Annotated in this window: 21 protein-coding genes; 12 read left to right on the top strand and 9 right to left on the bottom strand. The window is 41.5% G+C overall.

All coding sequences use genetic code 11. The features are described from left to right. The first annotated feature begins 16 nt into the window (after positions 1 to 16). Positions 17 to 1,045 carry a phenylalanine--tRNA ligase subunit alpha gene (gene pheS, locus H1A14_RS13255; protein ID WP_194776747.1) on the top strand — a complete coding sequence of 343 codons (1,029 nt, stop codon included), beginning with the start codon at positions 17 to 19 and terminating at the stop codon, positions 1,043 to 1,045. A 44-nt stretch (positions 1,046 to 1,089) separates the two neighbouring features. On the opposite strand, the gene H1A14_RS13250 is transcribed toward pheS, so the two are convergent. The 6 genes from H1A14_RS13250 to H1A14_RS13225 form a co-directional block, all read right to left on the bottom strand. Further along, the gene (locus H1A14_RS13250) at positions 1,090 to 2,487 is read right to left on the bottom strand and encodes a peptidylprolyl isomerase (protein ID WP_228527772.1); all 1,398 of its coding nucleotides are present in this window, start codon (positions 2,485 to 2,487) and stop codon (positions 1,090 to 1,092) included. Next, positions 2,480 to 3,355 (bottom strand): peptidylprolyl isomerase, encoded by an 876-nt coding sequence (locus H1A14_RS13245; protein WP_228527771.1) that lies wholly within the window; start codon positions 3,353 to 3,355, stop codon positions 2,480 to 2,482. Before H1A14_RS13245 ends, H1A14_RS13250 begins: the two co-directional genes overlap by 8 nt. Next, positions 3,339 to 5,354 (bottom strand): peptidylprolyl isomerase, encoded by a 2,016-nt coding sequence (locus H1A14_RS13240; protein WP_194776744.1) that lies wholly within the window; start codon positions 5,352 to 5,354, stop codon positions 3,339 to 3,341. The genes H1A14_RS13245 and H1A14_RS13240 overlap by 17 nt, the downstream gene beginning before the upstream one ends. Positions 5,355 to 5,445: 91 nt before the next feature. Further along, on the bottom strand, positions 5,446 to 5,862 hold the full coding sequence (locus H1A14_RS13235) for an ATP-binding protein (protein WP_194776743.1): 417 nt from the start codon (positions 5,860 to 5,862) through the stop codon (positions 5,446 to 5,448). Continuing rightward, complete coding sequence (locus H1A14_RS13230; protein ID WP_194776742.1) at positions 5,852 to 6,196, bottom strand: STAS domain-containing protein; 345 nt, start codon at positions 6,194 to 6,196, stop codon at positions 5,852 to 5,854. Before H1A14_RS13230 ends, H1A14_RS13235 begins: the two co-directional genes overlap by 11 nt. A gap of 30 nt (positions 6,197 to 6,226) precedes the next feature. Continuing rightward, entirely contained in the window at positions 6,227 to 8,290 is a 2,064-nt protein-coding gene (locus H1A14_RS13225; RefSeq protein ID WP_194776741.1) for a GAF domain-containing SpoIIE family protein phosphatase, read from the bottom strand. A 78-nt stretch (positions 8,291 to 8,368) separates the two neighbouring features. Between H1A14_RS13225 and H1A14_RS13220 the strand changes: the two genes are divergently transcribed. Then, positions 8,369 to 9,100: a DUF4197 domain-containing protein gene (locus tag H1A14_RS13220; protein WP_194776740.1), complete on the top strand. Its 732-nt coding sequence runs from the start codon at positions 8,369 to 8,371 to the stop codon at positions 9,098 to 9,100. A gap of 4 nt (positions 9,101 to 9,104) precedes the next feature. Here H1A14_RS13220 and H1A14_RS13215 read toward each other — a convergent pair whose 3' ends face one another. Further along, positions 9,105 to 9,419, bottom strand: coding sequence for a DUF721 domain-containing protein (locus H1A14_RS13215; RefSeq protein ID WP_194776739.1), 315 nt, complete (start codon positions 9,417 to 9,419; stop codon positions 9,105 to 9,107). Positions 9,420 to 9,442: 23 nt separating this feature from the next. Next, complete coding sequence (gene hemW, locus H1A14_RS13210) at positions 9,443 to 10,567, bottom strand: radical SAM family heme chaperone HemW (protein WP_194776738.1); 1,125 nt, start codon at positions 10,565 to 10,567, stop codon at positions 9,443 to 9,445. A gap of 50 nt (positions 10,568 to 10,617) precedes the next feature. Here hemW and H1A14_RS23360 point away from each other — a divergent pair, with 50 nt between their 5' ends. The 8 genes from H1A14_RS23360 to porN all read left to right on the top strand — a co-directional run bounded on the left by H1A14_RS23360 (position 10,618) and on the right by porN (position 20,201). After that, entirely contained in the window at positions 10,618 to 12,333 is a 1,716-nt protein-coding gene (locus H1A14_RS23360; RefSeq protein ID WP_194776737.1) for a BamA/TamA family outer membrane protein, read from the top strand. A 3-nt stretch (positions 12,334 to 12,336) separates the two neighbouring features. Next, a complete protein-coding gene (locus H1A14_RS13200; RefSeq protein ID WP_194776736.1) occupies positions 12,337 to 13,446 on the top strand; it encodes a DUF4271 domain-containing protein in 1,110 nt (369 codons plus the stop codon). Positions 13,447 to 13,496: 50 nt separating this feature from the next. Next, positions 13,497 to 14,270, top strand: a complete 774-nt coding sequence (locus tag H1A14_RS13195) for a uroporphyrinogen-III synthase (protein WP_194776735.1) — start codon at positions 13,497 to 13,499, stop codon at positions 14,268 to 14,270. A gap of 381 nt (positions 14,271 to 14,651) precedes the next feature. Continuing rightward, complete coding sequence (locus H1A14_RS13190) at positions 14,652 to 15,635, top strand: PorP/SprF family type IX secretion system membrane protein (protein ID WP_194776734.1); 984 nt, start codon at positions 14,652 to 14,654, stop codon at positions 15,633 to 15,635. 120 nt (positions 15,636 to 15,755) lie between these two features. Further along, the gene (gene porK / locus H1A14_RS13185; protein WP_194776733.1) at positions 15,756 to 16,853 is read left to right on the top strand and encodes a T9SS ring complex lipoprotein PorK/GldK; all 1,098 of its coding nucleotides are present in this window, start codon (positions 15,756 to 15,758) and stop codon (positions 16,851 to 16,853) included. 94 nt (positions 16,854 to 16,947) lie between these two features. Further along, the gene (gene porL, locus H1A14_RS13180) at positions 16,948 to 17,700 is read left to right on the top strand and encodes a type IX secretion system motor protein PorL/GldL (RefSeq protein ID WP_194776732.1); all 753 of its coding nucleotides are present in this window, start codon (positions 16,948 to 16,950) and stop codon (positions 17,698 to 17,700) included. 46 nt (positions 17,701 to 17,746) lie between these two features. Beyond that, complete coding sequence (porM, locus tag H1A14_RS13175) at positions 17,747 to 19,348, top strand: type IX secretion system motor protein PorM/GldM (RefSeq protein WP_194776731.1); 1,602 nt, start codon at positions 17,747 to 17,749, stop codon at positions 19,346 to 19,348. 37 nt (positions 19,349 to 19,385) lie between these two features. After that, positions 19,386 to 20,201: a type IX secretion system ring subunit PorN/GldN gene (gene porN / locus H1A14_RS13170; RefSeq protein WP_194776730.1), complete on the top strand. Its 816-nt coding sequence runs from the start codon at positions 19,386 to 19,388 to the stop codon at positions 20,199 to 20,201. Between the two features lie 27 nt (positions 20,202 to 20,228). Here the strand turns inward: porN and uvrC are convergent, their stop codons facing one another. Then, the gene (gene uvrC, locus H1A14_RS13165) at positions 20,229 to 22,031 is read right to left on the bottom strand and encodes an excinuclease ABC subunit UvrC (RefSeq protein WP_194776806.1); all 1,803 of its coding nucleotides are present in this window, start codon (positions 22,029 to 22,031) and stop codon (positions 20,229 to 20,231) included. A 121-nt stretch (positions 22,032 to 22,152) separates the two neighbouring features. On the opposite strand from uvrC, the gene H1A14_RS13160 reads away from it, so the two are divergent. Both H1A14_RS13160 and alr read left to right on the top strand, forming a co-directional pair. Further along, positions 22,153 to 23,286 (top strand): amidohydrolase, encoded by a 1,134-nt coding sequence (locus H1A14_RS13160; RefSeq protein ID WP_194776729.1) that lies wholly within the window; start codon positions 22,153 to 22,155, stop codon positions 23,284 to 23,286. Positions 23,287 to 23,343: 57 nt separating this feature from the next. Then, positions 23,344 to 24,498: an alanine racemase gene (gene alr, locus H1A14_RS13155; RefSeq protein ID WP_194776728.1), complete on the top strand. Its 1,155-nt coding sequence runs from the start codon at positions 23,344 to 23,346 to the stop codon at positions 24,496 to 24,498. The last annotated feature ends 40 nt before the right edge of the window (positions 24,499 to 24,538 follow it).

The following is a 24,538-nucleotide window of genomic DNA, read 5'->3' as shown; positions in this document are numbered from 1 at the left end:
CATCATTTAAAGAACCATGCAAATAGATAAAGTAGCTGAAATCAAGTCAGCCATAGCAACTGCGGAGGCCCGTAACCAACAAGAGCTGGAGGAATATAGACTCAAGTTCATCAGTAAAAAAAGTGTGGTAGGGGAGTTGTTTGCTGAAATGAGACACCTTCCTGCCGAAGAAAAAAAAGGATTTGGTCAGGTAATCAATGAAGTCAAGCAATTGGCGGAACAAAAATTCCAAGAATTGATTGAACAGTTGAACAATGGGCTATCCAATACTAAAAAAGAAACCCCAGACCTTACACTCCCCCCTACCCAAATACCTGTTGGAGGCATTCATCCCCTTACAGCAACGCGACAACGTATCATCGAAATCTTTGAGCGGATTGGATTTAATCTTTCTGAAGGGCCTGAAATTGAAGATGATTGGCACAATTTTACCGCCTTGAATTTTCCTGAAAATCATCCAGCCAGAGAAATGCAGGACACCTTTTTCATCGAGAAAAACCCTGATATTGCCCTGAGAACCCATACTTCTTCGGTACAGGTGCGGGTGATGGAAAATCAAAAACCACCCATTAGGACCCTGTCACCTGGAAGGGTATTCAGAAATGAGGCCATTTCAGCAAGGGCCCATTGCATTTTCCATCAGGTAGAAGGACTGTATGTAGATGAAGCAGTAAGTTTTGCTGATCTCAAGCAGACTTTATTTCACTTTGCCAAAGAAATGTTTGGAAAAACTACCAAAGTTAGGTTCAGACCCTCTTTTTTCCCTTTCACTGAACCGAGTGCTGAAATTGATATTTCATGTCTGCTCTGTGGAGGAACAGGCTGTAATGTATGCAAAGGCACTGGCTGGGTTGAAATAGGTGGTTCAGGAATGGTGGATCCCAACGTTTTGGAAAATTGCGGTATCGATTCCATCAAATACACAGGATTTGCCTTCGGAATGGGTATAGAGCGGATTGCTATGTTGAAGTACCAAATAAAAGACCTAAGACTTTTTACTGAAAATGATGTCCGCTTTTTACGGCAGTTCAGACCTATGTTGTAAGCCAAAAAAAAGGCCCCAAATTCTTGATTACTTGGGGCCTTTTTTTATTGCAAAACATTGCACCGGTCATAGGCAGGGTCAATGTCAATAAAAACCTCTTCTTTTGCGATGGCAAACCAATTGGTCAAAATTTCATTTTCCTTTTGCCTGCGTGCTGCAGCTTTCATTTTTTCATAGTCATCGTTGAGGTTGGCTCGGTGTGCAGGATATCTGGTCTTGTAATATAGAATCCTTACTGCTGTTTCAGGTCTTTGTCTTTCCGCAGACTCAAACCGCATTGGCTTGGTGATGGAGCCTGTTTTCATGGTGTCCAAGGTAAAATACAGTACAGGATCTTCAAGGGTTCTCAGCGTAAGTCTATTCGAACCACTGGAAGGGTCTGTAAAAAATCCCCCGTTGTCTGAGGTATTCCTGTCATCAGAATGGTCTTTGGCGGCCTTTGCAAATTCAATGTCACCCTTTAAAATCACCGTTCTTAAACTATCCAAAAACCTCTCGGCATCGGTGATGTCCTTCTCCGACGGTTTAGGCATCAAGAGGATATGGCGTGTATTGAAGGTATTTCCTCTTCTCTCCAACAATTGGATCATGTGAAAACCGAACATGGTTTCTATAGGATCACTGATTTCACCGGGTTGTTGGGCAAGGGCTGTCGCTTCGTATTCCGGGGCGAGTTCGCCTCGTCGGAAAAATCCCAAGTCACCTCCCTGCACAGCAGAACCGGGATCCTCAGAGTAAGTTCTGGCTAAAGTGGCAAAATCTGATTCTCCGGCAACAATTTGTCTTTTAAACTCGCGTAGTTGGTTGGCAATCTTATCTTTCTCAGCCTGACTTGGTTCTGGCTTTTTGACGATTTGACCTACCTCCACCTCGGCAGAAAAGAAAGGCAGTGAATCTGCAGGAATCCGATTGAAAAATTTACGTACATCTGCAGGAGAAAGGCTCATGCCATCTGTGATATTACCTCGCATTTTTTGGACCACAAGCTGCTCTTTGATGCTCCCTTCCAATTCAGCTTTTAACTGGTCAGCAGTCTTTCCGTACAATTCTACCAACACTTCCTCATCCCCACCGAACTGGCTCATGATCATAGAAAATCGCTGGTTGGTCTGCAATAGGACTTCTGCATCAGTTACAATCACTGAATCTATTTCAGCTTTGGCTACCATCAGCTTATTGATCATGAGTGATTCAAAAACTTCGCACCGATTAGGAACCGGGATCCCTTCCTGGGGCTGGGAAATGGATTCCAGATAGGCTTTTTGTAGATCGGATTCAAGAATAATCTCATTGTTTACCTTGGCAATGATTTTGTCCAGCACCTGTCCTGTAGGTTTTGGGGTTTCCTGCTGGGTTTCTTCGGAATTTTCCTCTTGCGCATACACGCCTTGGAAAAGAAAAAGGCAAGCTGCCAAGAGCAAGGTTAATTTCAAATTACTCATAAATTTTAAACTCATTATTTTCTAATGCTCTGTTGTAAATGTCTTTTTGGAGTTGTTCCGCTATGGCTACTTTCCGCTTGTTCAGGATGATTTTGGAAATTTCATCACTGACAAATTCAATGGGAGGAACTTGGTCCTGCAATTTATATTCCAAAATTTTAAAGTAATAGGAATAGTTGTTGTCATCCACTTTGATCATTTTATTCTGGCGTAACAACTGCACTTTGTTGTTGTGATCAGCCAAGGGTGTATTGGAGAGAATATCATCAAATTTCACCCAGGTAGAATCTTCCAAAAAATAATTATTGGCATATTTTAAGGCCAACTCTCTCAAATTGGTCTTGTTATTTTGGGTTTCTTTACTGAGCAATTGATCTGCTTGTCTGTTTTGGGAGATGCCTTTTTCCATTTTCAGGTAATTGGTCCTGACAATGATTTCTTTTAAAGAGAAATTTTCTTGGTTGGCGTTATAATAGGCCAAGATTTCCTCATTGCTGATGTTCAAATCTATATTTTCTTCAATGTAAGCTTTTTCATATTCATATACCATCAACGCATACTTGTAATCCAACAGCTTGCGGTTCAATTCAGCTTCATCGATGGGGATCTTATTGCCCGCTTCTTTGATCATCAGGTGTTTTTTGATCCAGGTTTGTACATATCTATTGGCGAGGTTTGTACTATCACTTGGAGAATCAGTTTCCTTGGTGATAGAAGCCAATTCCGAATGCCTCAAGGTAATATTCCCAACTGCTGCGACAGCTGGATCGTTGTCATCCTCTTCTTTGGATTTGAAACTGAAATAATCACAGGAGACGTTGAGCATCAGAAGGCAGGAGAAAGTCCAGTATTTAAAGTTGTGCCGCAAGGTTAAATACTTTTTCTTTTTGTTCCTCATTGATTTGGACTTCGTATTTTTCTTTCAATCGGGCGATCAGTTGTTGATCCAAATGCTCCTGGTAATCCTGAATCACCTTGCCTCTGGTATCTTCCAGTTTTTTTGGACCAGCCGGGAGTGCCTTTCCTTTCAATACCAAATGGAGCTTTCCATTTGAGTTGATCTCTCCAAATTGATCATTTCTGGGGATTTGCTGAAGAATTGGGTGCTTTTCCCATTCAAACAAACCATCCTCCATGGTGAACAACAATGGTTCCTCCTCAAGGAAAGTTGTTTCCAACCTGCCATAGAGGTCTTTCTGATAGGTTTTTCCTTGGAGAAATTGCCTGACCTTTCTGGCTTGATCTGCTTTGTCCATCTTGACGATCAGCGCAGGGACCCTCTCTTCCCATTGGTAACGCTCCAAATGCGAATTGAAGTATGCCAACTGCCCTAGGGAATCCTCAAGGGCTTTTTGCCAGACTTGCTCATTCATCAAACTAAACAAAAGGATCCCTTCTCGGTACTCTTGGACCAATAAGCGATACTCGGGATTGTTTTCATATAAGTCCTTTTCCTCTGCTGCAGCCAGTTTTGTCTCCACTAATTTGTCATACCAAGGTTCAAAATTTCTGGCATTGACCGTACGCATGACCGATTTGTCATCTTCTATAAAGGTTATCAACTCCTGAATAGTGGTAGATTCGCCCTTGATTGAAAATAAGTTGCTGTTCATTAAATTTTGCTGATTGAGAGCAGCTTTTACCTCAGTAAGTTTTTGGATGCTGTGTTCATTGATAATAGACTGGATCGTATCTACTAGGGCTTCATTTTCCTTGAATCCAAACCTTTCTTTCTGCATGGCCAATACCTGGGATTTAATCAGGCTAGATCGGCTGTCCCTTAGGATTTTGGATTTGAGGGCAGGTTCTGCTTCTTCAAAGGCGGGGACCCCTTTCCTGTCCTCCAATCGAATGATATGGTATCCGTAGGGGGTTTTTACAGGTGGAGAAATTTCGCCTATCTCCTGTAAGTCAAAGGCGGCATTTTCAAACTCAGGAATGATCGCCCCAACGCCAAACCAAGGCAATTGTCCTCCATTGTTTTTGGAGGCAGCATCTTCCGAATACATGCGGCAAACGTCCTCCCAGTTGCTTTCTTCTTTTTGCAATTCGGCATAGATTTCCACTACTTTTCTTCTGGCCAAATTATCGATATTGGCATCTTTTCCGTCAGACCTGATCAGGATATGGGAAACTTTGACTTCTCCTGGATTGGGTTTTCTATCTTCTACTCTGATGATGTGATAGCCAAAATTGGTCAGGATTGGCTCAGAAACCTCTCCAGGTTTGAGGCTGTAGGCAGCATCTTCAAAAGCATATACCATTTGAAGGGCCGAGAAATACCCCAAATTCCCTTTGTTGTTCTTGACCGAGGGGTCATCAGAATATTCAAGGGCAAGTTCATTGAAATCCTCTCCAGCCTCAGCTTTTTCTTTTAACAATTGCGCCATGGAGAATACAGCGATAGAATCTTCCTTGCTCGCATTTCCGGGAAATTGAAGCAGAATATGGCTTGCCTTGATGACCTCCAAGCTTCTGGCATACGCCTTTCTCAATTCCCCTTCCTGTAGGGAATTTTCCAAGAGAAATGGCTTTTTGAGGTCTTCTTTGAACATGGTAAATTCGCGTTCAAACTCTTCGGATTGATCCAAGCCCAAAGCTTCGGCTTCTTTTACCTTTAATTTATAATTGATAAACAAATCCAAATTTTTGTCCAATTCCTCGCGACTTGATCCATGGTCTTCCTGTTGAAAATTCTGACCTTTGGACATGATGTACATGAACTCATCTGAGGATATTTTATCTCCCCCAATCTGCAATAGAAAGGCATCCTCCAAAGGGGTTTGAGGCTGTGTATCCTGGGTGATTTTAGGGCTACAGGCAGCAGCTGAAAACAACAATAAGAAGCATAAATGCTTAATTTTCATAGATGATTGCGGCAGAAAATGACAGTGCAATGTTACAAATTTTAAAGAAGAAAAAGTCTTTGAAATTAAGAATATGTCAAAAAATTAACAATTATTTGGAATCCATAATTTTGATTAGCCGGCAGGTATTGTCTTTGCCATTGGACTCAAATTCGATTTTATCCATGATTTTTTTGACCAGCATGATACCCAGTCCACCCTTTCTTTTTTCCCGGATTACGTCTCCCAACAGAGGTGCCTGGTACTCGAGCAAATTGAAGGATTTACCGGAATCCTTGATTTCAAAAATCAGCTTATCATCAATTTCCTGCACTTGTAAGGTGATTTTATCTTTTGAATTGCAGCCATGGGAATGGATAATCAGGTTGGCACAGACCTCTTCCACGGCTAAAATCACTTCAAACTTCGTGGTATCTGAAATGGGCTTGTCCTTCAATACTCCGGAAAGAAAATTCCTGAGGTCGGCAAGTTGACTTTTGTCACAATATAAGGTTAACCTATGCTTCATAAAGCTCCTGTAAGGCGGCTACCTTGTCGGGTTTTAATTTGATCAATTGATCCAATCCCAAAATATGAAATACATGTAGCACTTTATCATTTAGGCCAAAAATGACAAATCGAATGGATTTTTCTTGGAAATCTTCCAGGTAGGACATGAAAACTCCCAATCCCGCGGAGGAAATATAATTAAGGTCAGTGGCATCAATGAGCATATGGGTATTTTGGTCCTCTACCATTCCGTTGATCGCCTCATCCAACTCCACGGAATTACTGGCATCCACTTCACCCTTAAGTACGATAAGGGCGTATTTTTCTTCATGCGAAGTTTCGATTTGTAACATATTGATTATACGCTTGCGTTTTTTTATAGTTTAACTTAGAAACTTTATCACCAATATAGAATAATCATCATCTGACAAATGGGTAGAACCCGTAAAATCAAACACCTTTTCCATGATTTTTTTCTTTATTTCCAAAGCAGCCAAATGATGGTGTTCATTCAGTGCTTTCTTCAGTTTTTCATAACCAAATTCCACCCCATCTTTGTTTTTGGCTTCTATGATCCCATCCGTATACAATACCATGACATCTGAGGGTTGGTATTGAAAGGTTTTGTCTGTGATGTATTTTTCAAACATTCGGCTTCTCACTATTCCCAAACCCATGCCGTCCACACTGAGAAATTCTGCATTTTGCTTACTGCTGTCAAAGTACAGTGTAGGACAATGGCCCGCCCTGGACAACTTGATACTGCGTTGTACTGTATCCAGATTGAAGTAGGTGGTGGTGATGAAATGGTTCCTTTCCAGGCATTTGCTTAGGGCCACATTGGCTTTGATCAAAAACTCTGAAGGTTCCAGATCCAACTGAACCAGACTATGAAACACCCCCTTCATCTGTGACATGTTAAAAGCCGCCGAGGTGCCCTTGCCCGACACATCTCCTATGATCAAGGCAAATCGATGCGCGGCAAGCTGCACAATGTCGTAATAATCTCCCCCTACTTCATCTGCGGCCTGCGAAAATCCAGCGATTTCAAAGTGTTCATCATGAACAAGTTCAGAAGGCAGAAGGCTTTGCTGAACCCTTTTGGCAATCTGAAGCTCCTCTTTGTACCGTTCATTTTTGATGGCTTCATTGAGCAATCTATAATTTTCAACCGAAATACAGGCTTGGCCCACAAAGGTGGAAATGATCCCAACCATTTCTTTGTTGAATCCATCTTTGACTTCTTTCAATAAGATCAGATTGCCAATCCACTCTTTGTTAACTACCAAAGGGTTGATCAAAACCGATTTAAAAGCAGCGTCCATCAACCGCCCGTTAATGGGTTCTTTGTTTTGACCACGCGAATCCTTGAGACTTTCTTCAAAAGCTTTCAAACCATTGATCTTCTCCCGTACCTCCTGTCTTTGTTGGTTGCTGATAAAACGTTGGTGGTGGATTGCGGGTGTGCCATCCTCAACATTCAGTTCCAACCAGGCCCCATCAGCATAGGATGCACTCATACAACTGTCCACCAAAATGTCCAATACCTGGTCTTCATTCTGCCCGGGTTGGATGGATTGGCTGAGCCTTTGGAAACTGATGGCTTCAGTAAGCTTTTGTTCAAAGACAGAAGACGTAGGTAGATTGAATAAGGTTACCAAAAATGAAAAAAGTGCATAAACAAAGACAAATCCAAAAAGGCCCAACAGGAAAAGGTTATCCGTTAAATTCACCATGATCAGACTGCTTTCGCTGTAGGATAGCAATTGAACAAACAAATAAGAAATGGCGACTAGAATGATGACTAGAAACAGTAGGGATTTCCACTTTTCCTTAAATGTCAAATAGGGTATCCATTTGAGATTCACCGAAAGGACAACACCGAAAATGAGCATGAACAACAAACCAAAAATAAAGGCGTAATCAAAGGTGTTCTGATTGAAGAAAATGAAAAACATGCTTAAAAGCAGAATAACTTCAAAGGCCTGCCATTGCTGAATGACAGTTTTGTTTTTTTGGTAAAGGATTAAATGTCTCCATATCTGTGTAGTTGAGATCAGGAATAGGGTGGTCAAAGCAAAGTTGACATGATAAAAAAGGTTTTTTAGCAAAGGATCTGTCGATAACCTGCTTTCACCCATCAAATAATAAAAACCTCCGATCAAAAGGGAAATGCCCATGGCAATCAGGCCAGTACTTGCTGCTTTCCAAATCAATTCCAGAAAATTAGATCCTTCGTTTTTTTGAATCGCGTCCCTATAAAACAAAAAAACCAAAATAAAAAAAATGATTTCCAACGCCCACGAAATTTCAGGAGCCATACCGGAATCCATTTGGTTGAGTGCACCGAACAAACGGACCAAGTCAACAAAAAGCAAGGCCATCCAGGTAAGGATGGCTACCAGTAAAGAAATTTTCCCGATATTTAAACGCGGAATTTTTAACATACGTAAAAACTAACACAATAATAACCAAAGAAAATCAATATTCCAGTCAGGAAATTGACACATAAAAAAACAAACACCATGAGAATTGAACCGAAGCAACTAGTTTCCAAAATATTATGTGCGTTTAGCCTCCTTTTTTTCTTTGCCTGTGCCGGCACTGACCTCAACAAGATTTTACAAGGGGTAGGAGAAGGAGCTTTGACAGAACAGGATGTTTCCAATGGCCTTAAAGAAGCACTCGTAAAGGGGATCAACCAAGGGGCTGACCAAGCTTCCAAAGTGGATGGTTTTTTCAAAAATGACCTGATTAGAATTCCGCTTCCGGAGGATGTAAGAAGGGTAGAGTCTACCCTAAGAAGTGCAGGTTTGGGTTCGGAGGTGGACCGGGTTTTGTTGGCCATCAACCGTGGCGCTGAAGCCGCAGCCGTAGAGGCCAAGCCTATCTTTGTCAATGCCATCAGGCAGTTGACAATTCAGGATGCATTCAATATTCTCAAAGGGGAACAGGATGCAGCCACACAATTCCTAAAAAGAACCACAAGTGCACAATTGACCGAATTGTTTATGCCGAAAATCCAGGAATCCCTCAATAGTGTGGGGGCTACTCGATACTATGGCGATTTGGCGAGCACTTATAACGCTTTCCCCTTGACCAACCGGAAAATCGATCCAGATATCAATGCCTATGTGACCGAACGGGCTATTGATGGTTTGTTTACGCTAATAGCCGAAGAGGAAAAAGCCATACGGGAGAATCCGGCCGAGCGGACCAGCAATCTTTTAAGAAGGGTTTTTGCTGCTCAGGATTGATTGATTAGCTAAATACTAAATCCAGGATAATTCCTTTTCCGTATTTTTCATCAATCAGGTGCATGACTTTGCTTTTGTTCATCATGAGTTCCTTTTTGATGGGACCGGAGGCAAGTTTGACAAAAAGTACCTTGTCCTTGATAAATAAAGAGGTGGTTCTGCTGGCAACGGTATTGCCCATCAGTTCCTTCCATTGCGCCACCACCATCCTTTCATTGTACTTGTCTTTTAATTGATAAGCCTGCAGCAATTCATCAAAGGCCTCCTTCAGGGGGGCCATTTCTTTTTTTCTGCCGGTGTGATCACGGTGTTTGGTCATACCTCAAATGTAGGTTATTTTGTTTAAAGAAACAGGGAAGAGGCGATGCTGTCTGCCAATAGTTTGCCTTTGTTGGTTAAGGTTAACTTTTGGTCTTGGTTTTGCAAAAGCCCGTCAGATTGGAGTTTATCCAGTATAGCTTCTTTTTCTGCGGTGAGATTGATCTGAAAATTAGCTTCAATCCAATTGAGATCCACACCCCAAATGGTTCTTAAACTTGTCAAAAGATATTCATTCAGCCGATCAACCCCTTCAAAAGTCTCTAAAGTAGAAGGGACAAGATCTTCCTTGATGGATTTGATGTACCGATTGTTATTGGCTACATTAAATTGCCTTGATTTGCCATCAAAAGAATGGGCACTCGGTCCTATGCCTAGGTAGGGGACAGAACGCCAATAATTGCTGTTGTGGCTGGCGTATTTACCAGGTTTGGCAAAGTTAGAAATTTCGTATTGAATGTATCCTGCACTACCCAATCGTTCCTGCATGATTTCAAACTGAACTGCTACAAATTCCTCATCAGCTTGTACGAACCGACCTTGTTTTTCCCATTTTCCCAATGCTGTTTTTGGTGAAATGGTCAGACAATAGCTGCTGATGTGATCGGGTTCTTGGAGAATGGCTATGGCAAGGTCTTTTTCCCAAATGCTGTGGTCTTGATGGGGAAATCCATACATGAGATCAATGGATAAGCGCTCGAAACCTGCTCCTTTTGCCTTTTCCAAAGCTTCCAAAGCTTCTTTGGCACTGTGGGCCCTGTTACAGAATTTAAGGATCCGCCCATCAAAACTTTGAATGCCAATGCTGAGGCGGTCAATGCCTACTTTTTTTAATTCCGCAAGCTTAGCGGCACTAAGGTCATCGGGATTGGTTTCTAAGGTGATTTCTTCCAAGTCGGTAGTGTAATTTCGCCGAATGGTTTGGGAAATGCTTTCCAAGTGAGTAAAGCTGAGCAAAGAAGGGGTTCCACCCCCAAAATACAAGGTTTTGATAACTTTGTTTTCACCTAAATATCCTTTTTGCAAAACCAATTCCTTGTTGATCATGGCCACCATTTCGTCCATCCTTTGGGCATTGGTACTGAAATGGAAATCACAATAGTGGCATGCCTGTTTACAAAATGGGATATGGATATAGATTCCTGACAATTTGATTACTTTTGGAGGACAAATATAGTGTATTCCGAGCTAACGCCTTTGTGAACAAATCCATTCCAATATTTTATTGTTTGCTGTTCTGCCTGCTTATATCAAGGCCTGCATTCGCTCAGGTGGTGTCAGTGATGCAGGTAGATGAACAAATGTATATCCAAAAACTGGAATCCGTAGAGGAATGGAAGCACCATCAACAAGAGGTATTGCAAGCTTACCACCTTCAGGGCTACCTCATGCCAACACTGCTTGAACAAAAGTTCCTTCCTGATTCGATTTACTCTACTTATAGTTCCGGTCCATTGTATGAGTGGTTGCAATTAAGGCCAGGAAACTGTCCACCGAAAATTTTACTTAAAACTAACTACGACAGCAGGGTTTTTAATCAAAAACCCTTTGATATGCTGCGGTTAAATGGGCTTTTTGAGCAGATACTTGAGGAAGCTGAGGAATCCGGTCACCCTTTTGCACAAGTCAGACTGGATAGCATTGGATTTCAAGACCAACAGATTTCAGCAAGCCTAAATTTTGATTTGGGACCTTTTATCAGTTTTGATACATTAAAAATCACAGGCAGTTCCAAGACAGATCCTATTTTTTTGGCCAGATCATTACAAATTCTTCCAGGAGCTTCCTTTTCTCAGAAAAAAATCAATCAAGCCATCCGTCAAATCAAAAACCTTCCCTATCTCAAACTGACAGGTGAACCTGAAATTTCCTTTCAAAACAGCGAGGCGACGCTCTATTTGCCAATCGATGACCGAAAAATCAATACCCTGGATGGGATCATCGGTTTTCTTCCCAATGAGATAGAACAAAACAAAATGCTGGTTACGGGACAATTTGACCTCGCCTTGTACAATGTGGGTGGCAAAGGCAGGTCCTACCAAATCAATTGGCAAAGACTCAGTCAGCTGACCCAAACATTGCTGGTAAAAGCAGTAGAGCCCATGGTTTTAGGTTCCCGGATTAATTTGGGAGGTTCTTTTTACCTGTTAAAGGAGGATTCAACTTTTCTGAACCGCGACGCCAGGATTGAATTGAATTACCCCATAAGCGCATCTTGGCAATTGGCTTTTTTCACCCGCTGGCAATCTGGGGATTTATTGTCCGTTTCTCCGCAATTGGAAATCACAGAGTTACCTGAAGTAGCGGATTTCAGATTTACCAATTATGGTTTTCATGTTATTCACAATGGGTTGGATGATTTGATCATGCCGAGACGCGGTTGGTTTTCTGATGCTGAGTTTGGGATAGGAAACAAAAAGATCCTCCAAAATACAGCTTTCCCTGAAGCCATTTATGAGGGCATTGAATTGAATACCATACAATATTACATGCGGCTTGCTTTAGAAAGACATGTGTACCTTCGGCCTCAGTTAGGTTTGTTTTTCAGACTTTCTGCTGGAGAGATGGACAACCAAAATCTGCTCCTCAATGATTTGTACCGGGTGGGAGGGTTAAAATCAATCAGAGGTTTCAATGAAAATTTCTTTTTTACAAACCGTTTTGCTTACTTTAATTTCGAACCGAGATTTTATTTTGATGCGGCATCTTATTTTATGGTGTTTGGAGATGTGGCCAGAGTAGAGAACAAGGTTTCAGGTGTTCCTGTGGATCATCCGTTTTCTTTTGGCGCAGGACTCAACTTAGATACAGGTGGAGGGTTGTTTCATTTTATTTATGCTGTGGGAAAGGCTGAAAGTCAACCCTTGGGTTTTAATTATTCTAGAATTCATTTCGGTTTTACAGGGAGATTTTAAAAGATGGCAAGACAAGCAATTACCTTTTGGATTGTATTTATCCTTTTGCTTTGGGTAGGGGAAGGATTTGCCCAGGTAATTGAAAATTACAACAGCAGCATTCAGATTCATCAGCGCAGTGCCTGGTACCATTCTCCTCAGGAAGCCGAGGTGGATATCAATATAAAGGACTTTCCTTTCAGCAAGTTCCTGATAAAAATCCCTGCTGAAACCGTGGTTTTCAGAGATGACAACCTTTGGTTTTTCACCGCAGTAGACAGTGTTTTCCTTTTCTCGACACAGGAACTATCAAACGATTTGCCTCAACAGGCCTATACCGTAAACCTCAAGTTTTTGAAAAAAGGCATAGATAGAAATCAACTGAGTGTTCAAAAGGGATTATTTCAAGAAGCTTCCATCAATACGGGTCAAACCCAAAATGAATACCTTTCCGTAAGAAAGAAAGACATTTTTAAAAGTTTTTATTTTTTTGTTTTGGTGATTGTTTTGATCCTTATAGCTATTTTTAAATTGATCTATCCACTGGTATTTGCCTACATTTTACAGGCTAGAACCATTTTTTCTTCTGAGGATTTTTCTGAAGGCACTACGTTCAATAGGGTTTTCTCTGCTGATGTCATTTTCTATTTGATTATTCTGAACATGATCATTGCTTTGTTTCTCATGCTTTGTGGCTATTATTTAGAACTTCCTTATTTTATCTACATCATTCGTGATGATTTTAATTTCCTGTTGCTCATATGGTTAAGTGGGACCCTGATTTTGTTTTTATTGGCCATTTTAAGGTTTTTATATCTGAAAGTAATGACAAACATCTACGATTTCCCTAAAATGGAATTCCCTCATTTTTTTTACATGCTTCGGATTCTATCCGTAATCATGTTTCTATTTATGTTGGTTTTTACCCTGTTTTTGGTCAATGATTTGGCTGATATGAACAATATTGTGCAATACCTGATCAAGGGGTTTTTCATCACTTATGCCCTTGGTATCATCATGCTTTTTATCTTTATGAATAGAAATATAGTTTTTAAAAGTTATCATTTATTTTCTTACCTTTGCATCGCAGAATTGGTTCCCTTTATGATCATTGTCAAATTGATCGCGGAGTAGGTTCTTAAAATTATTAAGAATTAGAGTTTCATAAGGAGAAAGTACAACAGATGACTAAATCTACAAAAGACAGGTTCAAGCCAGTAAGAAGTATTTTGGTTTCTCAACCAAAACCCCAAGATGAAAAATCACCCTATTTCCAACTCGCCGAAAAGTACAAATTGAAGATTGACTTTAGGCCCTTTATTAAGGTAGATCCTATTTCTGTCAAGGATTTCAGAAAGCAAAAAATTGATATCCTTAAGCATACCGCGATTATTTTTACCAGCCGAAATGCCATTGATCATTTTTTTACGATCTGCAAAGAACTCAAAATTGAAATGCCTGCTGATATGAAGTATTTTTGTATTTCAGAGCAGACTGCGCATTATCTACAAAAGTACATCGTAATCAGAAAGCGCAAATTGTTCGTAGGGGTGAGAACTGCAACTGATTTGTTCGATTATTTCAAAAAGCACAAAGGAGAAAAATACCTTTTCCCCTGTTCTGACATCAGAAAAGAAGAAATTCCAAATCACCTAGCCAAAAGCAACATTGAGTTTACTGAGGCGATTATCTACCACACCGTAGCTGCGGACTTATCTGATTTGAAGGACATCAAATATGATATTTTGGCTTTTTATAGTCCTTCAGGTATCAAGTCTTTGTTCCAGAATTTTCCGGATTTCAAACAAAACAATACCCGAATTGCCGCCTTTGGTCCAACTACCGCTCAGGCAGTCTTAGATCAGGATCTGATTTTGGATATTGAGGCCCCTATGCCAAACGCACCGAGTATGACAGGTGCCTTAGAACTTTACATAAAAAAGGCAAATAATTTGTAGTACTTTTTTTGCTTTATATACCGATAAATTTGTAGTATAGGGCTTTAATTGATAAAGTCTAGGTTCACAAGAAACTCAAAATTATCAATCGTTCTCTAAACCCTGATAAGAGATCGAGAGTTAAAGACAATAGGTTATCGGTCAAGGATGATCTTCTGAGAAACAGGTGTTTGCCAAATGATTATTTGATTTGCTTTTTTAGTGTTTCAAAGGTAGTTTGGCAGTTGATCAAAGTGGAAGGAGTTTCGCTTAGGGTATTTTTGGTGAATGGACATACAAATAAATTCCCCAAGCTACCTACTGATTAAGATTATGTTTTTTGGGTAAATTCTTGGACATTTCCCCTGAAGATATGATCTTTCAAAAAAAGGTTGCAAGCACATGAAAAAAACTAACATTCATCCCATTTTTACTTTTCTGGGATTATTGATGGGACTGTTTTTCAGCCATGCAGTATTTGCACAGCAGGATCCTCAGTTTACTCATTATATGTACAACGGCATGTTTTACAATCCTGCATTGGCCGGAGCAGAATCGGGTTATAACTTTTCTGCACTTCACCGCACCCAATGGTTGGGATATTCGGGGAGCAACGGAGCAGGTGGGGCACCGATCACGCAGTTATTAACAGGTTCCGGGAGATTAGATCAATACAATGCGGGTTTTGGCATTACATTTGTCAACGACGACATCGGGCCCACCAACAACCAAGAGGTGAATGTATCACTGGCCTATCATTACAGCATAGGATTGGGCGTATTGAGTATTGGAGTCTCAGGAGGTATTTTCTCCAGCACATTGAAGTATGACCAAATAGATTTGGTCAATCCTGATCCTCTGGTACCTGGCTCAGGCCGGGAGAATCAAATCAATACCAATTTCGGGGTGGGTGTCCATTATGATCGTGGAAATTATTTTGTGGGAGTCAGTAGCAGGCACCTTAACGAACCGGGATTTGATTTCGGCGTAGATGAGGGTCAATTCAGCAATCAATTGAGAAATCACAGTTATGTATTGGCTGGTTATCGCCTGAGGACTTTCGCCCTTTGGACGATAGAGCCAAGTTTGTTGGTAAAATCAGTTTCCTTCAATAATTTTTCCTATGATGTTAGCGTTATAGCCACACACAACAATAAAATCAGTGGAGGTTTGGCCTTCAGAGGAGAGGAATCCCTGTCTCTCCTATTCGGATATAGTTTATTAAGAGATAATTCTCTTCGGTTAGGATACGCGTTTGATCTGGTTATTTCCGGGGTGGAAGCCAAGGCTCCAACCAGTCACGAATTCATGTTATCCTATAGCTTACCCTCTGCCACAAGAGAAGTTCAAAAGGTCATACAGCGGACCCCGAGATTTAGATACTGAAAAAAAACTGTAAAAATATTAATGAAAAATTTTGCAGTTATCCCGTATTTTATTTTATATTTCGGTCTTTCTGCTTTAGAAAAAATAAGATTTTATTACAAAAGTAAATAAGTGTAATTTATGTACAGAAAAATGAAACCACGATTATTTTCGCTAATTGTGGCACTTTTAGCAGCAACGATTTTACAAGGTTGCAACCTTTTTGGGAGCAGGGGATCTGCTAGTGAAAAGGAAAACAGAAGAGGTGAGGTCACCGGTGTCCCTAAGCGGGCCGGGTGGCAACAATCACTGCCGTATGACATGGTGCCGGTGAAGGCCGGAACTTTTTGGATGGGTCAAGCGGATGAGGACATAGCTGTTAGTCAGTCAGCTTTCAATCGTCAGGTGACCATTTCAGAATTCTTTATGGATAAGTATGAGGTATCCAACAACAAGTACAGACAGTTTCTAGAAGCGGTCAGATCAGGCGCATTGACTCAAGGTACACCAACCACCTTGAAGGAAGAGCCCCAGTTTGAACTCGACGAGTTAATGCCTGACACTACTGTTTGGTCTACCAGTTTTACACACCACTATGGTGATCCTTTGATGGAATATTATTTTGACCACCCTGCATTCGATGACTACCCTGTGGTAGGTGTCAGTTGGGAACAAGCCAAACAATATTGCGAATGGAGGACTTATCATCAAAATGCAAACGACCGTTCTGAGTTTGACATGCCTGGTTTCAGGTTGCCATCAGAAGCTGAATGGGAATATGCAGCAAGAGGAGGTAAAGAAATCGCCAAGTATCCTTGGGGTGGCCCTTACCTGAAAAATAAAAGAGGTTGCCTAATGGCCAACTTCAAACCTGGAAGAGGCAATTACATCGATGATGGATTTGCTTACACAGCTCCAGTCGACACTTTCTATCCTAATGGTTTTGGCTTGTATAACATGGCCGGAAATGTATCGGAATGGGTAGAAGACGCTTACAACCCTGCAGCGAGTGCCTTGACTTGGGATCTAGATCCTAAATACACGGATGAAAACGAGCCTAGAAAAGTTGTAAGAGGAGGTTCTTGGAAAGATATTTCTCATTTCCTGGAGACAAGCACAAGAGCGTACGAGTATCAAGATGTTAAAACCGCGCATATCGGTTTCAGGACAAGCATGACATTTATCGGTAGATCCGGTTCCATGAATGTAGGTTCAAGCCAAAGACGCACAAACAGATAATCAATTCTATTAAACCACTTTTACTTTTAAATCAATTAAGATTATGTCTACAAACAGTAATAATTCATTCAAAAATAAATTTTACGGCTCCATCATGCCTAAGATTTATGGTATCGGTGCATCTGTCGTAATTCTAGGTGCTATGTTTAAAATATTGGACTGGCCTTTTGCAACCCTTATGATTGGGGTCGGTCTTACCACTGAGGCTTTTATCTTCTTCCTGTCTGCTTTCGAGCCGCAGCACAAAGAAATCAACTGGGCCAAAGTTTACCCTGAACTTGCAGACGAAAATGAAGCAGTAGTAGCTAAAAAAGAAGCCAAGAAAAATGACGGCGTATCTCAAAAATTTGACGATATGTTGGAAAATGCCAAGATCGGTCCTGAATTGATCGAAAGCTTAGGTAAAGGCATCAAAAATCTGGCTAGTTCAGCTGAGAAAATGGGTACCGTGGCCAATGCCGCAGTAGCTACTTCAGAGTATGCTGACAATGTAAAAGTTGCTTCCAGAACCCTGGTGGATATCAATCAGTCCTATGGCAAAACTGCCGCAGCGCTTACCGAGATGTCTTCTGCTTCTCAAGACGCCAAGCAATACCATCATCAAGTGGTTACAGTAACCAAAAACCTGTCTGCTTTGAACGCGGTGTATGAAATGGAGCTTCAGGATGCCAATAGTCACGTGAAAGTATTGAATAAGTTCTATTCTAATATCAACGCTGCTTTGGAAGGTTTAAATGAAGCCGGTAAAGAAACCGAGACCTTCAAACAAGAATTATCAAAATTGAATCACAACGTAAGTTCACTCAACAAAGTGTACGGTGGCATGCTTACAGCTATGAAAGGTTAATCCTTTCGACTTTCGAAATTTATACACATGAAATTAGTAGAAAAATATGGCTGGTAGTAAAGAAACACCAAGACAACGGATGATTGGTATGATGTACCTGGTTTTGACGGCCCTTTTGGCCCTTCAGGTCAGCAACCAAATCCTTCAGAAATTTGTCCTTCTAAATGATGGACTAGAGAGAACATCGAACAACTTTGTAGTGAAAAACCAGTTTTCACTCAATGCGATAGCTAATACGGTGGAACAACAAGGCAACAATGCCAAGGATGTTCCTAAAGTGGCCAAAGCCAATGAGATCAGAAAGTTGACGGCTGAGACCTATGCTTACTTAGAAGATTTGAAGCAGGAATTGATCGAGAAATCAAATGCCAAGGATGATCAGGGTGGATACAAGAGTGCGGCATTGAAAAATCAGGATATATCCGGTAACATTTTCAACAACAACCGCAAAGGATATGAAATGCAGGAAAGGCTGAATGCTTATCCTGAGTTGATTACCCAGGCCCTTGCAGAAGTAGGCATTGACTTGACTTTCTCTAAAATTGCCAGGGATGCCAATGAGATCGACTTATTCAAAAACAACCGCGATGTAAATTTTAAAGACTTCGTGAACCTGAATTTTGTCAAATCTCCAGTTGGAGCTGTAATGGCTATCATCAGCCAGCATCAGAATGAAGTGTTGAACATAGAAAGTGAGGCCTTGGCTGCGATTACGCAATCATTGGGTTCCTTTTATTTCAAGGCTGACATCACTGAAGCCAGAGTTGCCGCCTTGTCTAATGTAGTAGCTGCAGGGACCAAATTTGAAGCAGATATGTTTATTGCTTCCAGTTCTTCTTCTGCTCAGCCAAGAATGTTGGCGAACGGTAAAGAAATACCAGTTGAAAATGGATTTGGTAAAATCAGTTTCACAGCACCGCCTGCAGGAAGTTATGATGACAGAGGATTGGCTAAGCAGGTGCTTAAAGGTGAAATTATCACCAACATCGGAGGAGAAGATGCAGTCCTTCCTGTAGAATACGAATACTACATCGCTCAACCCATCATTAGGGTGACATCGGAAACCGTACAGCAGCTATATGCAGAATGTGCCAACGAATTGAACATTGATGTTCCAGCCTTAGGTAACAGCTATGCTCCGGAGTTTGCGGTAAACGGCGGTCAGGCTATCAAAGGAGGCAAGCCGGGTCAAGTGACCATCATTCCTGGAAGTTCCGGAAAAGTCAATATCGGTGTCAGCAGTGGTGGAAACAAAATCGGTGATGTTGCTTATGACATCCGACCAGTGCCTGCTCCTTCAATTAAAGCTTTTGACGGTAGAGGGGAAATCGATAAGCAAAATCCATATCCTTCACCAGGACCTGCTCAATTGGCGATCAAGGCTGTAGCAGAACCTACTTTCGGCAGAACCATGCCTAAAGATGCCAACTTCGAAGTGACATCAGGTGAGGTAAGACTCGTAAGGAATGATGTGCCTAGGGAGACGGTGAAAATCAGCGGTGAAAATGTGGCCATCAGAAATCTGATCCAATCCGCCAAAAGCGGTGACAGATTGGTAGTCGTGGTCAATGAAGTAACCCGTACCAATTTCAGAGGAAACAAAATCAGGACTCCTTTGAATGAGGTGATTCTTATCCCGATTAAATAAATACCTATTATTAGGACATAATTTAAATTATAAGCCAATGAAACAATTATTTAAACTGACAGGAGCGCTTACTTTACTGATGGCTTTTGTTCTTGGCGGTGAGGTCGTGGCTCAGGGAAATACCAGCATTACTCCATCCAACTTCGGTGACCGACAGTTTAGGACGGATACGGTATTCTCTTCCAGACCCATTCGTGAAGATGATAAAATGTATCAGATCGCTGTATGGAGAAGAATAGACCTCAGGGAAAAATTCAACCTCTCTTTATATGGAACTGGTGTGGCAAAACTTGATGGAATCATCAATGCGATCTACAAAGCCGTAGTCGATGAAAACGCCATTGAGGTTTTTGCTGATGAGGAATTTACCCAACCCATGTCAATAGCTGAGTTTTCCAACAAGTTTTGGATCAATGCTTTGGGGGACAGTATTTTCATCAAAGACATGTATTACCTTGATTTCAGAGAAGACTTTGTTTTTGATGGACACAGGTCTGAGGTCCTTTTTGATATCAAGTATCTGGAAATTGTCATGCCAGCAGGAACCAATGCCGGAGTTAGCCAGGAAACGGTTGCCTTTATCCGGTACAAGGATTTCTATGAGCATTTCAAAAATCATCCAAGACACTACTGGATCAATTTCCAAAACACTTCTAAGCACTTGCCTTATGATCAGGCATTTGACTTGAGGCTGTTCAAATCAGTGGTTAGGAAATTCACCAACCCCAATGATGATTTGATTGCTGACATGGTTGATCCTGAGCATCCAAATCCTGACTTACAGGCTTATCTCAATTCTTTGGCTTTTGAATACAAGCTGTTAGAATACGAGTCTAACCTATGGGAATGGTAAAAATACAACACAAAAAAAGCGGATAATTTATCCGCTTTTTTTGTTTAAGGCCTCTTTGATTACCATCGCTTTGGATTTTCCCACCAAGGTTTCCACCTCAGGAAAGGAGGCCTCCCTGAGTTTTTTTACGGATTTAAAATGCTTAAGCAACTTTTCAGCCGTGGCTGCACCAATGCCTTCTATTTCTGTAAGCTGTGTACCTACGGCCTTTTTGCTTCGGATGTCTCTGTGAAAATTGATGGCAAATCGGTGAGCTTCATCCCTAAGCCTTTGAAGCAATTTCAACGATTCTGATTTTTTGTCAATATGCAAGGGGTAGGTGTCTTCTGGAAAATAAATTTCCTCCAATCTTTTAGCAATGCCTATAATGGGCACTTGTCCATAGATGCCCAACTGATGGAGGGCCTCTGCAGCGGAGGATAGTTGACCCTTGCCCCCATCGATGACGATCAGTTGGGGAAGGGGTTTGTTTTCTTCCAACAGGCGTTTGTACCTTCTGCCCACCACTTCTGTCATGCTTGCAAAATCATTGGGTCCTTCTACGGTTTTGATGTGGTAATGCCGGTATTCTTTGTTGGCGGGTTTTCCGTTGAGGAAACAGACCATGCTTGCCACTGGATTGGTGCCTTGGATGTTGGAGTTATCAAAGCATTCGATATGCCTTGGGAGTTCTTTTAAAGAAAGGTCTTCTTGTAATTGTCGGAGCACGCGGTCCTTTTTGTCCTTGGTCTGTCCTGCCAACAGCGCTTTTTCCTTTTTGTAATAAAGGGCATTTTTAAGTGACAGTTCTACCAGTTTTCTTTTGTCTCCGATTTTGGGGACGATAATCTGGAACCCTTCCACTTCCTCTTCAATGTCCACATTGGTCAAAAGTTCCTTGGCTTCACTCTGAAATTGGTCCCTAAGCCTTATGACCGCTGTCAACAGCATTTCTGAATCGGACTCATCCAATTTTTTCTTCAATTCCACTGTTTTGGTCAAAATGATCGCCCCGTTTTTGATCTGCAGGTAATTGACATAGCCGATTTTGTCATCACTGACGATGGAGAAGATGTCAAGGTTTGTGACATTGGGACTGGTGACGAGTGATTTGGCCTGATACTTCTCCAATAGATCCAATTTGACTTTATAGCGCTGCGCCTTTTCATAGGCGTATTGCTCCGCAGCTTCCTGCATGTTTTGCTTGAAATAAGCTCTCGCAGAGGCCAGGTTCCCTTTTAGAATGTGTTTGGCATGTTCTATGTCTTTTTGATATTCGGCTTCCTCCTGCAAACCCACACAGGGCCCAAGACAGTTGCCAAGATGATACTCTAAGCAAACCTTATACTTGCCCTCGGCAACTTTTGAAGGGCTTAGGTCCAGCTTGCAGGTTCGAATGGTAAAAAGATTCCTGATCAACTCCAATACATTTTTCATACCCCCCACACTGGCAAAAGGCCCAAAATAGGTTCCCTTGGAGGGAATTACGGTGCGTGTGGGGTAAATTCTGGGGAAGTGCTCTTTGGTCAGGAGTATATAAGGATAGGTTTTATCATCCTTCAGTAGAATGTTGTATTTGGGCTGGGTTTCCTTGATCAGATTGTTTTCCAAAAGCAAGGCATCAAATTCGGAATTGACGATGGAGATCTCAATCCGGTCGATTTCCCTGACCATTCTTCTCGTTTTGTGGTTGAGGCCGTTGCCTTTATTGAAATAACTGGCAACCCTTTTTTTTAGATTTTTGGCCTTTCCTACATAGATGAGCACATTGTTTTCATTGAAATATTTGTACACCCCAGGCAATTCTGGGAGCTTGTTGGACTCTTGTGGTTTATAAGAAGGGGCCATCATCATGCTACAAATATAGAAAAAGCCCCTGCAATTCAATTTGGGAAAAGGAACGATTGAGGCTGAAACTTTGTCAATTTATAGTATAGATTATATATTGTTTTAAACTTTCAAATTTTGATTTATGGAAAAGGATACGTTGGAGAAAGTTGTTCAATTGCGCAAAAACTTGCATCAAGAGCCGGAACTGTCCGGGAAGGAAACCAAAACAGCGGAAAAAATCCTTTCATTTTTTGAACCTCTAAAACCTGATCGTACCATTGCCAAGCTGGGGGGGAACGGGGTTGTTTTTCATTTTAAAGGTGATGAAGCAGGTCCGAAAACCCTCTTTCGTGCAGAATTGGATGGTTTACCCATTCCGGAAAAAGGAAAAAGCAGCCATAAAAGCAAATTTGAAGGTCTTTCCCATACCTGCGGCCACGATGGGCACATGGCCATCATTGCAGGCTTGGGCTTATATCTTTCCAAAAACAGACCTCGAAAAGGGGAGGTGGTCCTTTTGTTCCAACCTGCCGAAGAAACCGGAGAGGGAGCAGAAAAAGTATTGGCAGACAAAAAATTCAAAGAACTAGAATTTGATTATGCATTTGCTCTGCATAATCTTCCCGGATATGACAAAAACCAAATCATCCTGAAAAAAGGAACCTTTGCAGCTGCCTCCAAAGGAATGGTGGTTGAGTTGACAGGAAATACTTCCCATGCTGCCCATCCCGAGGATGGCAACAGCCCTGCCGAGGCGATGAGCAAAATGATCGTGGCTCTTCAAAAGCTTCCCGATGCCATGAAGCATTTTTCCTTGATTACGGTTGTTCATGCAGTCTTGGGTGAAATAACTTTTGGCACTACCCCTGGAAAAGCGACCATTAGGGCCACTTTGAGAGCTTTTGATAATGAGGTGATGGAAAAGCTGCAGGATTATGCAGAAAAATTGATGATAAGTATAGCCAAAGACTATGGGTTGACCATTCAGGTGGGCTATACGGAAGAATTTGCCGCAACCATCAATGATCCTGAAGCTTGGAATTTTGCCAATGAGGCAGCCAAAAAACTTAAATTGAAAACCAAACACATCCGAATTCCTTTCCGTTGGTCCGAGGATTTTGGTCAGTTTTCTAAAGTGACGAAAACCTTACTTTTTGGGATCGGATCAGGTAAAAAGCACCCGCAACTCCATGATGGAAATTATGATTTTCCGGATGACATCTTGCCTACAGGCCTCAACCTTTTCACCCAAATCATCGAAGAGATCCACCAATAAATGTTTCTTTTGACCTCTTGTAGTTCCACCTTATAAATTTGTTCCTCCCCTAGAATCATGAAGCACACTTCTTTTATCGAAATCAGTAAATCTGCCTACAAAAAAAACATCCAATTTTTAAGGTCCCTGATTCCGGAACATACCAGCATTTCAGCGGTCATCAAAGGCAATGCCTATGGGCATGGAATTGAGAACATGGTGAAGATTGCAGAATCGGTTGGTTTGAGACATTTCAGTACTTTCAGTGCCGATGAAGCCTTCAGGGCATATCAAGTCAGTACCAAAAAAAGCCAAATCATGATCATGGGGATGATTGACAATGAGGAATTGGAATGGATCATCAAGGATGGGATTAGCTTTTATGTTTTCGAATTTGACCGATTGGAGGCCGCCATTCAATGGTCTAAAAAACTGTCAAAAAAAGCCAAAGTACATGTAGAAGTGGAGACGGGATTTCATCGGACTGGTTTCGAATGGAAAAACCGCGAAAGATTACTCCAAATCCTGCAAAAAAATCAGGAACATCTAGAGCTTAAAGGGCTGTGTACCCACTATGCGGGAGCCGAAAGCATTGGGAATTATGTGAGGGTGCAAAACCAGATCAAAAAATACCTGCAATTCAAAGACTGGTTCTTAGAGAATGACCTCCGATTTGAAATCTACCATACCGCATGCTCGGCCGCTACCTTGACTTATCCTGAAACCATCATGGATATGGTCAGGATTGGTATTGCCTCCTATGGATTTTGGCCCAGTCAGGAAACCTACATGCACAAATTCAAGCAGTTGGATGCAGGAAGCAAAAACCCACTGAAAAGACTGATCAGGTGGAAAAGCAATGTCATGAATATCAAGCAAGTGCCCATGGGAGAATTTATCGGCTACGGGACCAGCTACATGGCTTCCAGAAACATGACCATTGCTTTGGTTCCCATAGGCTATGGTCATGGTTTTAGTAGGGTTTTGAGCAACCTGGGCAAAGTCCTGATCCATGGAAAAATCGTTTCCGTGGTAGGCACTGTGACCATGAATGCCATTTCTGTGGATGTAACGGATCTACCAAGTGTCAAAAAAGGGGATGAGGTGGTCATCATCGGCAAACAAAAAAGCAATGAATTGACGGTTGCGTCCTTTGGGGAATCCACACAGCAACTTAACTATGAACTTTTGACCCGATTGCCAGAAAATATTCCGCGCAAAATCGTTACCTAGGGGATCGGGTGTTTTTTGTGTATATTGCCAGAAATACACC

This window comes from Pararhodonellum marinum, assembly GCF_015354735.1.
GTDB classification, from domain to species: domain Bacteria; phylum Bacteroidota; class Bacteroidia; order Cytophagales; family Cyclobacteriaceae; genus Pararhodonellum; species Pararhodonellum marinum.
This window is presented reverse-complemented; position numbering and strand designations above follow the sequence as displayed.